The 12775-nt window shown below is 42.7% G+C and carries 13 protein-coding genes; 10 read left to right on the top strand and 3 right to left on the bottom strand.

Annotated features, from left to right (window positions below; all coding sequences use genetic code 11):
• The 5 genes from AC1DPZ_RS13685 to AC1DPZ_RS13665 form a co-directional block, all read left to right on the top strand.
• Positions 1-741, top strand: a 741-nt coding sequence (locus tag AC1DPZ_RS13685) for an SDR family oxidoreductase (protein ID WP_477404221.1), incomplete at its 5' end; no start/stop codon positions are given.
• 162 nt (positions 742-903) lie between these two features.
• The gene (locus tag AC1DPZ_RS13680) at positions 904-2217 is read left to right on the top strand and encodes an MFS transporter (RefSeq protein WP_477404219.1); all 1314 of its coding nucleotides are present in this window, start codon (positions 904-906) and stop codon (positions 2215-2217) included.
• A 193-nt stretch (positions 2218-2410) separates the two neighbouring features.
• Positions 2411-4267, top strand: a complete 1857-nt coding sequence (gene hscA, locus AC1DPZ_RS13675) for a Fe-S protein assembly chaperone HscA (RefSeq protein ID WP_477404217.1) — start codon at positions 2411-2413, stop codon at positions 4265-4267.
• Between the two features lie 22 nt (positions 4268-4289).
• Complete coding sequence (locus tag AC1DPZ_RS13670; RefSeq protein ID WP_477404215.1) at positions 4290-5303, top strand: hypothetical protein; 1014 nt, start codon at positions 4290-4292, stop codon at positions 5301-5303.
• 341 nt (positions 5304-5644) lie between these two features.
• Positions 5645-6337 carry a hypothetical protein gene (locus AC1DPZ_RS13665; protein WP_477404213.1) on the top strand — a complete coding sequence of 231 codons (693 nt, stop codon included), beginning with the start codon at positions 5645-5647 and terminating at the stop codon, positions 6335-6337.
• Between the two features lie 85 nt (positions 6338-6422).
• Here the strand turns inward: AC1DPZ_RS13665 and AC1DPZ_RS13660 are convergent, their stop codons facing one another.
• Positions 6423-6713 carry a hypothetical protein gene (locus AC1DPZ_RS13660; protein ID WP_477404211.1) on the bottom strand — a complete coding sequence of 97 codons (291 nt, stop codon included), beginning with the start codon at positions 6711-6713 and terminating at the stop codon, positions 6423-6425.
• A gap of 123 nt (positions 6714-6836) precedes the next feature.
• On the opposite strand from AC1DPZ_RS13660, the gene AC1DPZ_RS13655 reads away from it, so the two are divergent.
• Complete coding sequence (locus AC1DPZ_RS13655; RefSeq protein ID WP_477404209.1) at positions 6837-7982, top strand: tetratricopeptide repeat protein; 1146 nt, start codon at positions 6837-6839, stop codon at positions 7980-7982.
• On the opposite strand, the gene AC1DPZ_RS13650 is transcribed toward AC1DPZ_RS13655, so the two are convergent.
• A complete protein-coding gene (locus tag AC1DPZ_RS13650) occupies positions 7979-8563 on the bottom strand; it encodes a riboflavin synthase (RefSeq protein ID WP_477404207.1) in 585 nt (194 codons plus the stop codon). The genes AC1DPZ_RS13655 and AC1DPZ_RS13650 overlap by 4 nt on opposite strands.
• 83 nt (positions 8564-8646) lie before the next feature.
• Positions 8647-9144 (bottom strand): SRPBCC family protein, encoded by a 498-nt coding sequence (locus AC1DPZ_RS13645; RefSeq protein WP_477404205.1) that lies wholly within the window; start codon positions 9142-9144, stop codon positions 8647-8649.
• A gap of 140 nt (positions 9145-9284) precedes the next feature.
• On the opposite strand from AC1DPZ_RS13645, the gene AC1DPZ_RS13640 reads away from it, so the two are divergent.
• The 4 genes from AC1DPZ_RS13640 to AC1DPZ_RS13625 all read left to right on the top strand — a co-directional run bounded on the left by AC1DPZ_RS13640 (position 9285) and on the right by AC1DPZ_RS13625 (position 12497).
• Complete coding sequence (locus AC1DPZ_RS13640; RefSeq protein ID WP_477404203.1) at positions 9285-9737, top strand: NUDIX hydrolase; 453 nt, start codon at positions 9285-9287, stop codon at positions 9735-9737.
• Between the two features lie 114 nt (positions 9738-9851).
• On the top strand, positions 9852-10826 hold the full coding sequence (locus AC1DPZ_RS13635; protein ID WP_477404201.1) for an ABC transporter substrate-binding protein: 975 nt from the start codon (positions 9852-9854) through the stop codon (positions 10824-10826).
• A gap of 55 nt (positions 10827-10881) precedes the next feature.
• A complete protein-coding gene (locus AC1DPZ_RS13630) occupies positions 10882-11751 on the top strand; it encodes an ABC transporter permease (RefSeq protein ID WP_477404199.1) in 870 nt (289 codons plus the stop codon).
• Positions 11748-12497: an ABC transporter ATP-binding protein gene (locus AC1DPZ_RS13625; RefSeq protein WP_477404197.1), complete on the top strand. Its 750-nt coding sequence runs from the start codon at positions 11748-11750 to the stop codon at positions 12495-12497. Before AC1DPZ_RS13630 ends, AC1DPZ_RS13625 begins: the two co-directional genes overlap by 4 nt.
• Positions 12498-12775 lie beyond the last annotated feature (278 nt).

Genomic DNA, 12775 nt, shown 5'->3' with positions numbered 1-12775 from the left:
GCCGAGGGGCACACGGTTTATGGTACAACGCGCGATATTAAACGCATATCCGGCGTATTATTTAACCCGCTGCAAATGGATGTTACCGATGATGCATCTGTAAACACGGCTATTGCAACTATTATTAAAGCCGAAGGCAAGATAGATGTACTGGTAAACAATGCAGGTAATGGTATCACAGGCCCGCTTTATGCCATGCCTGTTGATGCTGCAAAAAAACAATTTGAGGTTAACTTTTTTGGTGTGGTACGGGTAAGCAGCGCCGTTTTACCGGGGATGATAGAAAAGAAACAAGGATTAGTGATCAACATCGGTTCCTTGGCCGGCCTGTTTGGTTTGCCATACCAGGGTTTATACAGCGCATCTAAATTCGCTATTGAAGGATACTCTGAAAGTTTGCGCATGGAATTGCAAAATATGGGTGTTAAAGTATCTGTAGTAAACCCCGGCGATTTCAAGACCGATTTTACCGGCAACCGCGAAAAGCTGCCTTTCACCCTGAAAAACGATCAGCTTAAGAAAGAATTTGACGCTGCTGTAGCCGCAATGGAAAAGGACGAAAGCATAGGCGCAAGTCCGGCTAAACTGGCCGCGCAGATCTGTAAGATAGTGGCCAAATCAAAACCCGCTCATAGTTATTTGGTTGGTGCAATCGGGCAAACTATAGTGCCTACACTTAAAGCCATTTTACCAGGCCCTATATTCGTGAAACTAATGAACGATCATTACGGGATTAAGTAATTTTTGTGGTGAATGGTTGTGTTAATTTGAAAATTAGCTGATTTGAAAATTTGAAGATGGTAATTAAAAGCTATCGTCTCTTTTCTGAATTCTGTTAATTCTTTAATTTCAAAAATTCCGGTTCAGAAAAATTACCAGCCATTCATCCAATCAATCAACTTCATGAAAGAAAAAAACGATAAAAAAACTATCTGGGCATGGGCTATGTTCGATTGGGCCAACCAATCGTATAACATGGTGATCATATCTACCATATTCCCGGCTTATTATGTGGGTATTACGCAGGATAAAAATCCCGGAGGGATGGTATCTTTTTTTGGCCACCGGTATGTAAATACTGTACTGTCAACTTACATACTTGGCCTATCTTACCTTATTATTGTAGTTTTATTGCCCATACTAACCTCTATTGCCGACTACAAGGGCCATAAAAAATTGTACATGCAGCTTTTTACCTGGCTGGGTACGCTTGCCTGTTTCGGTTTGTTTTTTTTTAAGATGGAAACCTTTGAGTTCGGTATGATCTGTTTCGGGCTGGCCTCTGTTGGATATTGTGGTGGTTTTGTGTTTTATAATTCCTACCTGCCCCAGATAGCCACGGTTGATAAGCAAGATGCCGTAAGCGCCAAGGGTTTCATATATGGTTTTGTCGGGAGTATTGTAGTGCAAATACTTTGTTTTGTATTTGTATTGGGGCACAAATGGTTAGGCATAACCGAAGATTTCTCGGCCCGGTTATCATTCCTCATCGTGGCATTATGGTGGATAGGCTTTTCGCTTATCCCGTTTTACCTGCTGCCCAAAGGTGTGCCAAACGCAGGCTCGCATGAGTATAATGTGTTTACCGGCGGCTTTAAAGAACTGGCTAAGGTTTTCAAAAAGGTTAAACAACTTCCCTTATTAAAACGTTTTTTACCCGCATTCTTCTTTTATTCGGTAGGTGTGCAAACCATTTTGCTGGTGGCAGCCAATTTTGCTGCCAAAGAGCTTAAAATGCCCGATGACGCATTGATAGGTATAATCCTGGTTATCCAGGTAGTTGCTATAATTGGAGCCGCTATAACCGCCAAAGCGTCAGAAAAATATGGAAATGTTAAGGCCTTATCGGTTATAGTGGCCATGTGGTGTGTAATATGCGCATGTGTTTACTTTATTGCCAACGCAAACCAGTTTTATGTTGCGGCCGTTTTTGTTGGCCTGGTTATGGGGGGCGTACAGTCGTTGTCACGTTCAACCTACTCTAAATAYATCCCACCAAACATTCCGGATACGGCTTCGTATTTTAGCTTTTATGATGTTACCGAAAAGCTGTCTATAGTAGTGGGCTTATTCACTTTTGGTTTTGTAGAAGGATGGACAGGCGAAATGCGCGATTCGGCCCTGGTGCTTGATGGTTTCTTTGCTATCGGATTTATTTTACTGGTCATGTTATGGATTTTTGAACGTAAAGCGAAAGTCGCAGAAGCGCTGGCGTAATTGTCTGAATCAGAATTTACAGAATTTTTAAATTAACAGAATCCTTTCTGTTGAAATAAATTCTGGAAATTCTCTAATTCTGGAAATTCTGATTCTGACAATACGCCTGTTTTCCTGATTTTAATAATTACACATTGAAAAGACACTGCATCGGCCAAAACTAAGTACATTTGCGGTTTGTTAAGTAAAAGTAATGGCTAAAGTTTCAATCAACCTGGCAACGGGTTCTATACAAAAGGAAGATATTATTGTAGGGATTGATTTGGGTACCACTAACTCACTGGTGGCGTTCATCAACCCGGATAAGCAACCGCATGTAATAAACGATACAGGTAAAGGCGTTTTGGTACCCTCCGTTGTGCATTTTGGCCCAACCGGCGATGTGCTGGTAGGTAACGAGGCTAAAGAATACTTAATTACCGATCCGCAGAATACTGTTTTTTCGGTAAAGCGATTGCTGGGGCGTAGTTATCACGATATTGCGAATTATAAAGATTTTTTCTCGTACAAGGTTATTGATGATGATAYCGAAAGCCTGGTTAAGATAAAGGTTGGCGACAAGTTTTATACACCGATAGAACTATCGGCCCTGATATTAAAAGAACTGAAAACCCGCGCAGAGCATGCCCTTAAAACGCCCGTAAACCGCGCGGTAATCACTGTGCCGGCTTATTTTAACGATTCGCAACGCCAGGCTACCCGCGATGCAGGCAAACTGGCCGGACTTGACGTTTTACGCATTGTAAACGAGCCAACAGCTGCAAGTTTGGCATATGGGATCGGTCTTGATCTCGAAGAAACAAAAACCATAGCTGTTTATGACCTGGGCGGAGGTACCTTTGATGTATCTGTCCTGCAGATCCAAAGCGGTATTTTTGAAGTATTGGCAACCAATGGCGATACATTTTTAGGAGGTGACGATTTCGACAGGATCATTGTTGATTACTGGATAGAAAAAAATAACCTTAACAAAGCCGAGGTAATAGCCAATAGTGAACTTGCCCAGCAACTGCGCCTTAAAGCCRAAGAAGCCAAGAAAGCATTTGCTCATCAAAGCCTGTTCAACGAAAAGATAGGAGAGATCTGGTGTACGCTGGACAGGAACACATTTGAGCAACTGATTATGCCTAAGGTGCAGCAAACCATTACCAGCTGCCAAAATGCGCTGAAGGATGCTAAGCTAACTATCGGCGATATTGATGAAGTGGTGATGGTTGGCGGATCAACCCGCACGGCTTTGGTTAAAAAGATGGTGGCGGAGTTTTTTGGTCGCCCGGTACATGATGAGCTAAACCCCGATGAAGTGGTTGCATTAGGTGCTGCCATACAGGCCGATATTTTGGCCGGGAACCGTAAAGATATTTTATTGCTGGATGTTACCCCACTTTCTCTTGGTATAGAAACCATGGGCGGTTTGATGGATGTAATTATCCCGCGTAACAGCAAAGTGCCAACCAAAGGCGGCAGGCAGTATACCACCTCTATAGATGGGCAGGTAAACATGAAGATAGCCGTTTACCAGGGTGAACGCGACCTGATCAGGGAAAATCGTAAACTGGCGGAGTTTAACCTGAAGGGTATCCCCAGCATGCCGGCAGGTTTCCCAAAGGTGGACATCAACTTTTTGCTGAATGCTGATGGAATATTGACCATACAGGCAATAGAACTGCGCTCGGGCGTAAAGCAGGAGGTGGAAGTAAAGCCAACCTACGGCATTACCGATGAGCAGGTTGAGCAAATGTTGATGGATAGCATTACCCACGCTAAAGAGGATGTAAGTGAGCGCATGCTGATAGAAGCCCGCACTGAAGGCGAGCAAATGTTTTACACTGTGGAGCGGTTTTTGCAAAAGAACGGCAGCTATGTATCGGCAGAGGAGACCGAACAAACCAACAAGCACTTAGCGGCATTAAAAGCTGCTATTGCGACTGGCGATAAGGACCTCATCCTGAAAAATATAGATGAAATAAACGAATACACCCGCCCGTTTGCCGAGCGGCTGATGGACCAGGCGATCAGCACAGCAATGCGTGGCAAGAGTATTGAATAATATACAGCACTTAACTTTATAAATGAGAAGCATTAAAGCAGTATTTACATTTTTAGCAGTCACGGCTGCGTTATCAGGATCATTCAATAAAGTTTACGCTGCAAATATTACCGGCAAAGGCAAAAAGGACACTACGGTGAAAACCGTTGCTACAATTGATACCATGCGGTACGATTCGCTGATGCGGTATTTGGCCAATGGCGATAAAACCGGTAAATGGCCGGTTAAAAAGGTGCCTGTACCGCTGGCGGGTGCTATTTTGCCTTTCAACCGTGTTGTGGCATTTTACGGCAATATGTATTCCAAAAATATGGGTGTATTAGGCGAGTTTGAGCCTAAGGTTATGATGGCTAAATTAAAGGCCGAATGTAAAAACTGGGAAAAAGCCGATACACTTACCCCTGTGATACCTGCTCTGCATTACATTTGTGTAACCGCACAGGCCGATGCCGGCAGGAATGGCCTGCATAACCAGAGGATGCCCTTTAGTCAGATAGATAAAGTGATAGACATGGCAAAAAGCATGAATGCTTTGGTGTTTTTAGATATCCAGGTTGGGTTTAGCACAGTACAAACGGAGTTACCGCTGTTAGAAAAATATCTTAAAATGCCCAATGTCCATTTCGGCATCGACCCTGAATTTTCGATGAAAGAGGGGAGTGTTCCAGGCAAACGCATTGGTACGTTTGATGCAGATGATATCAATTATGTATCGGGATACTTAAGTTCGCTTGTTAAAAAATATAACCTTCCTCCTAAAATATTTGTGGTACACCGCTTTACCAAACGTATGGTTACCAATTACAAGGATATAAAATTACGCAACGATGTACAGTTTGTAATGGATATGGATGGCTGGGGTGGCCCCGAGTTAAAAAAAGGCACCTATAAATACTATGTAGCAGGCGAACCGGTACAGTTTACAGGATTCAAGTTGTTTTATAAAAACGATATCAAAAATGTACCGCACAGGATGCTGACCCCGACGGAAGTGTTAGCCCTAAAGCCGAGCCCGATTTATATACAGTATCAGTAGAGGTGAGTTGTGAGTGGGTGAGTGGAAAATACCGCTTAAGTTAATCAAAATTTACCCTCTTTAGCTGCCGCGAGGTTTTACCTCGTGGTGAACCATGGCCTGAGCTTTCAGCTGAAATTATCACGCATTCTGTCTATTCTAAAATTCTGTAAATTTTATTCAGGCGATTGCGATAGGGATAAAAGCAGATACCGGCCTGTGAATAAGGCCTGTGCAGCGGTTAGCCCGGGCCGGAGGCATCGCAGTTAGTATTAAAGCTTCACTATTTTCTTGATATTTATATAAACGGTATGCGTTATATGCTTTTCAAAATTATATATTAGCCTACCTAAATAATCATAATGAAACCGTTTCGTAAATATCTTCTGATCTTTTTAATTGTTTTGGCGGGGAAAATATCTTCAGCCCAGAATATGGGAGCAAGAAATGCTATGCAGGCGCAAATGCAGATGAGCACGCAGATGCAAATGAGTATGATGGCCAGGATGCATTCAGATGGCAACCTTAAATATAAGTTTTTTGTAATAATGGCGGATAGCAGCCGGAAAGAAGTAACCTCAACAATACTAATTGATAAAAGCACGCATAAACATTATTTGTTATATGTAGATAAGAGCCTGCCAAAAGGTGATACAAACCGAAACCAAAGGATATACCCCAATCAAACAATAAGTATCGAACGTAGTAGTCCCCTGATCGTTGATTTGAGGGCGCCTGTAAATACTCCGCGCGAAAAACTCTATAAAGGAATAGCCAAAGATAGTTGCTGGATGTTTAAGGTTTTATCGGGCAGTATCAACGTATACGCGTATTTAAGTTTCGAAACTGATCGTGGTTTTGACGAAGGAACAATAGTTGGAATCCAGCTGCACGATGATGGCCCCATAGTGAAATGCACAGAGGAAAACTTAAAACAGATGGTTGGAAATGATATTGATGCGTTGCAAAATATCCAGCACAAAAATTATGTAAAGGCAATAAATAAATATAACCGTAACAGGAGGAAAGAAGCAGAAAAGGTCGCGGGGAAATAAATAATGAGCGCCTGTTTGGACCAAAGAAATAATCACATAAAAAGCGCCTCAATTCAAGGCGCCTTTTTTATGTCGTAACAAATTTCTACAGTTTACCCATTGCCTCCTGTTCCTTTAATGCTGCTATATTGTTCGCGTCGCTAAAGGTGTCAGTCTGGGTAGCAAAATCCTGCAGGATGCTCGCAATGGTGTCCAGGTTATCGGCTACGCGCTGGTGCATGTCGGGAAGGTCTTTTTCCAGCCGCTTATCGCCTAACTCTATATTGTCAACCTCAATCTTGGCAAGCTTGGTGATAATGGCCTGTTGACTATTCTTCAAATCCTCTAATTCATGGACAATTTTCTCCATCAGTCCGAATTTCTTTAACTTATCCATAGTGTTGTGTTTTTTAATTTTAATTATATTTAGTTAACTCCAAATAATAAAAATTGTTTAGCATTTGGATATTTCATTTATAACTAATAATTTAGTTTGAAAATAACTAATGCATTAGTTGCTATGAGAAATATATTAATTATCTCCTTTTTGATATGCCTGGTAAAAACTGCCGTTGCCCAGCAAACAGGTGCTGCAAATGATGCTTTGCTGTTGGATTACTATCAGAACCAGCGCTTTGCCGAGGCCGCTGATCTGCTCAAAAAAACATATCCCGAACCGGTAACCGATATAAAAGTTTTGAGCAAGCTGGCCTATACATCGCAAATGGCAGGTAAGCTGCCCGATGCGGAAGGCTATTACCAACGGATGTATAATATTGATTCAACAAACAATGCGGTTTTATATAGCCTGGGCTCAATCAACCTGCGCAGGGGGAATAATGTAAAGGCCGAAATGTATTATAAGATATTGAGTGAAAAAGATACCTCCAATTTTTTGGTGTTTAAGCAATTAGGCAAAATAGCCATGGATAAAGGCGACTATATAGCGATGGTGACTTACCTGCAAAAGGCAAACAGGATAAACCCCGCGGAAGCGGATGTGGCATCAGACCTGAGTGATATGTACGTAAGCCTAAAAAAGATAGAGTTGGCCGATAAGGTGCTGAACGCTGCTATTGCCCAGGATCCTGATAATATTGTTTTACTTCAAAGCCTGCTTAAACTTACCTCGGCAGAAAATAAATACGCCGAAGCAAAGACCACCTGTTTAAAACTGATTGCGTTAGGCGCGCAATCGGGCTATGTGTTAACCAAACTGGAATCTGCCTATTATAATTTAAAGGAGTATGCTTGTAGTGTAGAAACCTTTGCCGGTATCCCAGAGGTCAACCAATCAGAAACAAGCTATTACATAGCCGCGCTGGCCTACAAAGCGTTGAAGGACCAGCTATTGGCCATTGAAAACCTGGGTAAAGCCATTGAGGCGGGCATTTCACCCAATATCAGTGATTATTATGCCGAGATGGCCGATAGTTATGATATAAAGAAAAAATACAAAGCGGCGATATCGGCTTACCAGAAAGCCCTGCAGTTTGAAGAAAAACCTATTATTTACTACCTGCTGGCAACCGTGTATGATGGGTCGCTTAAAAACAAGAAGCTTGCTGTAAAGTATTATAAAAAATTTACGGGCTGCAAGGTTCCGGCAAAGCAGCAAAAGTACGTAGTTTATGCACAGGCAAGGGCTACTGAGCTTTCGCGTTAGCGGTTCATTAACCGGGCTACGTATTTGCCAATAATATCAAATTCAAGGTTAACTACCGATCCTTCGCGCACATTGTGCAGGTTGGTATGCTCAAAAGTATAAGGTATAATGGCCACCGAAAAACCRTTGGCCCTGGAGTTTACCACGGTTAAACTGATACCGTTTACGCAAATAGATCCTTTTTCCACAGTGACATTCCCGCTGGCTGCATCATATTCAAATGTGTATTCCCAGCTGCCATCGTGCTCTTTAAAAGCGGTGCATACAGCGGTTTGATCCACATGGCCTTGTACAATATGACCATCAAGCCGGGCATTCATTTGCATGCAGCGTTCCAGGTTCACCGGTTCGCCAACTTTCAGGTGGGCGAGGTTTGTTTTGCTCAAAGTTTCATCAATAGCTGTAACTACGTGCAGGCCATCAGAAACAGCTATTACCGTTAAGCATACCCCGTTATGAGCAACAGACTGATCGATCTTCAGCTCGTGCGCAATTACCGATTCAACCGTGATATGTAAATTACCCTGATCCTGTTGCAGATCGGTTATTTTTCCTAATGTTTCTATAATACCTGTAAACATAAACCCCCAGCCCCCTAAAGGGGGAGCCGAATAGTGCCAAAGCTAAAAATATTGTGGGTTTAATATGTCAGCTTAAAATGAATTTATTTGAAATTGCTGGCCACATCCTTGCGTTTGTTGCGGAGGTCTTTGCCGTTCTCGATTATCGATTTGAGGTTGGCCAGGTAAAATGTCCAGCCTATCTGGCACTGCACATATAGGTTTTTTGACAGATCGTTTTCTTCGGGGATGTTTTCCTGGGTTAACTCAACAATGGTAAGCCCATATTTATTTTGGATATCAACGGTAACTATACTACCACCCGTAAAGGTAAATTTAAGCAGGTCCGAGCCATTATTCTCCAGCACCTGGCCATTCTCAACAGTTGTATCATCAAAGCCATGCCAATACCAGGAATAGGTATCTTCCTTTTTTATAAACTCTTCGGGATCACGTTGTCGGCCGGCAATAGCGTAAAAGTCAGCCTTGCGTAAAAACCAGCTTTCCAGGCCGGCAGGAGTGGCCCAGGCCTCGTAAATACTGCGTACATCTGTATCAAAATCCGCAGTAACTTTAAATTTACTCCATTTCTTGTCTGCCATGTTTTGAATTATTTTAAAGGATTTGGTTCGATATAAAAATAACAATATTACGTTACGCTTGTATATAAAAAGCAAAAGCTTATTGCAAAAGGCCGGAAGCGCGTCATCAACCTGTTTTTTGTAAGTTATAAATTGATATTATGCCCAAACATAGTGCCGGAGTGCTTCTTTACCGTAAACTGAACGATGTACTGCAGGTTTTCCTGGTACATCCCGGCGGCCCGTTCTGGAAAAATAAGGATGATGGCGCCTGGTCTATCCCCAAAGGAGAGTATGAAGATGGAGAAGATCCGCTGGAAGCCGCCAGGCGCGAATTTTTTGAGGAAACAGGCCAGCATATAGATGGTGATTTCATCGCCCTAAATTCCATCAAACTAAAAAGCGGCAAAATAGTACATGCATGGGCAGTTGCGGGTGATATTGATCAGGATAATATCAAAAGCAATCTTTTTGAAATGGAATGGCCGCCTAAGTCGGGTAAAACCCAGGCATTTCCAGAAATTGATCGGGGCGAGTGGTTTAGTGTGGAGGAAGCCAAGGTTAAGATTAACGCCGCGCAGGCAGGGCTGGTGGAGGAGTTGAGCGCTCTCTAAATCTCGTCCGGAAGGGGAGACTTTAAATAATTTTTATAATTTTATGTTAATTTAAGGCCCCCCTTCCGGGGAGGGTTGGGTGGGGCTTCCCTCACAAATATATAACTTAGTACCATGAAGTTTTTCAAATATCTCCCCGCCGCGTTTTTATTGATTTTAATGGTATCGTGTAAGCCAAAACCCAGGGCTGTTGATGTACCTGTTGTTGGTTTTATTGATGCTTTTGAGGATGCCACCATATCCCAGGCCCGTACCGGCTTTACCGATGCCTTAAAAAAGAACGGCCTTAGTGAAGAAAAGAAAACGGTACAAATAGAATACCGCAACGCGCAGGGCAATATCCCAACGCTTACTCAAATTGTGAATTATTTTATATCCGAAAAGGTTGATCTTTTGGCCACAAGTACCACTTTGTCTACTGTATCTGCGCTGCAAAACACAAAAACTATTCCGGTGTTTGCCATGGTTTCGCCCGTGCCCGACCGGATGAAAGTGTTGGACGCTACCGGTAAAGCCCCGGCCAATCTGTTTGGCGCTTTGGAGGAGCTAAACTATATTGATACTTCATTTTCTATCATCCCTAAATTACTGAAACCAAAAGGAGCAAAGCTTGTGGTTGGGATGATTTATAACCAGGCCGAACCACAATCGGCAGATGCGCTTAATCGCATTAAATCATTGGCTGCCAGGCAAAACGTTACCATTGTAGCCCTGCCGGTAAATACATCTGCCGATGCGCAACTGGTTACGCAAAGCCTGTTAAGTAAAAACATAGATGCTTTTTTCGCCAACCCGGATAATACAGTGTTTGCATCGTTCGAGACCATATTAAAAAGTTGTAACGAAAAAAATGTACCCATATTTACCAGCGAGGCCGGTTTGGTACAGCGTGGTGCGGTTGCCGCTTTCGGCGCCGATATTTACCAATGGGGGTACCAGGCAGGTGTGCAGGCGGCGCAATATTTAAAAACGCATAAAACAGATGGTTTAAAGTGGGAAATGGTAAAGGTGAGGAAGCGGGTTTATAATCCTGCCGCCGCCAAAAAGTACAATATTACAATCCCCTCGAACTTTGAGGCAGTAAAATAAACAATTTACAATAATTTAGCTTTCGGCTTTACGCATTAAGCTTTCAGCTCCAAATATGGATTTTTACCTCACCGCCTTATTACAGGGATTGTGCTATTCGGCTATAGCGCTGGGGATCTATATCTCCATGAAGATATTCAATATCCCCGATATTACTACAGACGGTAGTTATACGCTGGGTGGATCGGTTACTGGTATTATGCTTACCCATCATCAGTCTACCTGGGTTATTTTGCCCGTGGTTATTGTTGCCGGGGCTTTGGCAGGTGCCTTAACCGGGCTTATTCATACCAAACTTAAAATAAATGCCCTGCTGGCCGGTATCCTGGTGATGACGGGGCTTTACTCTGTAAACCTGATTATTTTAGGCAGATCAAATCTGCCGGTAAGTGATCTGTCCTCATTGTTTAATAGCCTGCACCTGTTAACCGACCCCAATCAGAATACACTTGTCATTATTTCTGTTTTTGTTGTGGTTGTTACTTTCCTTATCGGCTACCTCCTCAAAACCGATTTTGGCATAGCCATGCGGGCAACCGGCAACAGCGAATCCATGATCCGGGCCTTAGGTGTAAATACGGACAGGATGAAAATAACCGGCCTGGCGCTTGCCAATGCGCTAACGGCGCTTAGCGGTTACCTGATAGTGCAGTTCCAGGGCTTCGCCGATATCAGTATGGGTATTGGCATAGTGATCGTAGGGTTAGGTTCGGTGATTATTGGTGAAACATTGATCAACTGGTTCCTTATTACCAAAGTTTGGCTTAGTTTAATTTTAGTGCTTACCGGCGCGGTAATATTTCAACTGGTGCTGGCCTTTACATTGGCTATAGGGGTCGATCCAAACCTGCTTAAACTGGTTACCGCCGCTTTTGTATTGCTGATAGTTAGTTTGCCCCGTTTATCATTCAATAAAGCCTCATGATAGCTATAAACGATGTACATAAGGTTTTCAATAAAGGCAAGGCTAACCAGGTAAACGCGGTTAATGGCATCAGCCTGCATATTAAAAAGGAAGAATTTTTGGTGATCGTGGGTGCAAACGGCTCTGGTAAAACAACGCTGTTAAATTTGGTTGCAGGCAGTGTTATACCAGATAAGGGGACTATCAGCATTGATGATAATGATGTAACCAGGCTTGCTGACTATAAACGCAGCCAGTGGATAGCCCGCGTGTTTCAAAGCCCAACGAGCGGCACAGCATCCGATCTGAGTATTTTGGATAATTTCCGACTGGCAGCTATCCGCACCAAACACAAAGGACTTTCTATAGGCATTAATGACAACTTTAAGCGGGAAGTAGAGGACAAAATTGCCACGCTGGGTATGGGGCTGGAGAATAAGATTGAGCAACCGATGGGAACACTCTCCGGCGGGCAGCGCCAGGCCTTAACGCTTTTGATGAGCGTAATGGACAGCTGCAAGGTTTTGCTGCTGGATGAACCCACCGCCGCACTCGACCCGCGATCGGCGGAAGTAGTGATGCGAACGGCTGATAAACTGATTGTTGATTTTAAACTCACCGCAATCCTAATCACCCATAATTTAAAAGATGCCTATAACTTTGGTACACGAATAATACAAATGAGCGAGGGGTTGATTATTAATGATTTAGATAAAAAACAAAAGGCTGCGCTAAAACAAAATGATCTTTTTGATTGGTTTGGATAAAAAATAGGGAAGAGATTTTTGGAGCTTATAACTGTACTCACAGCAGTCTGTATAATAGAGTATTTTGCAATCTCCAACATTAATTGTAAATTTGTAAAAAAATAAATGATGCTGTTTAAAAATTCATTCTGCAAAAAAATAATGTGGTCCCAGGGAGCACAACAGAAGGGTTTTGCATCAATAATACTCTTCTCAAGTCCGGTTTAGCCGAAATAACATTTCACAAGGACAGAATTTATTACATCATTATTTATTAAAACTAAGCGCTGCATTGCTTG

The organism is Mucilaginibacter sp. P4_G9, from assembly GCF_056400985.1.
This window is presented reverse-complemented; position numbering and strand designations above follow the sequence as displayed.

Bases quoted from the DNA above. Each gene is read 5' to 3' on its own strand.
- AC1DPZ_RS13670 (WP_477404215.1), top strand. From the start codon at position 4,290: ATGAGAAGCATTAAAGCAGTATTTACATTTTTAGCAGTCACGGCTGCG.
- AC1DPZ_RS13665 (WP_477404213.1), top strand. From the start codon at position 5,645: ATGAAACCGTTTCGTAAATATCTTCTGATCTTTTTAATTGTTTTGGCG.
- AC1DPZ_RS13660 (WP_477404211.1), bottom strand. From the start codon at position 6,713: ATGGATAAGTTAAAGAAATTCGGACTGATGGAGAAAATTGTCCATGAA.
- AC1DPZ_RS13655 (WP_477404209.1), top strand. From the start codon at position 6,837: ATGAGAAATATATTAATTATCTCCTTTTTGATATGCCTGGTAAAAACT.
- AC1DPZ_RS13645 (WP_477404205.1), bottom strand. From the start codon at position 9,144: ATGGCAGACAAGAAATGGAGTAAATTTAAAGTTACTGCGGATTTTGAT.
- AC1DPZ_RS13640 (WP_477404203.1), top strand. From the start codon at position 9,285: ATGCCCAAACATAGTGCCGGAGTGCTTCTTTACCGTAAACTGAACGAT.
- AC1DPZ_RS13635 (WP_477404201.1), top strand. From the start codon at position 9,852: ATGAAGTTTTTCAAATATCTCCCCGCCGCGTTTTTATTGATTTTAATG.
- AC1DPZ_RS13630 (WP_477404199.1), top strand. From the start codon at position 10,882: ATGGATTTTTACCTCACCGCCTTATTACAGGGATTGTGCTATTCGGCT.
- AC1DPZ_RS13625 (WP_477404197.1), top strand. From the start codon at position 11,748: ATGATAGCTATAAACGATGTACATAAGGTTTTCAATAAAGGCAAGGCT.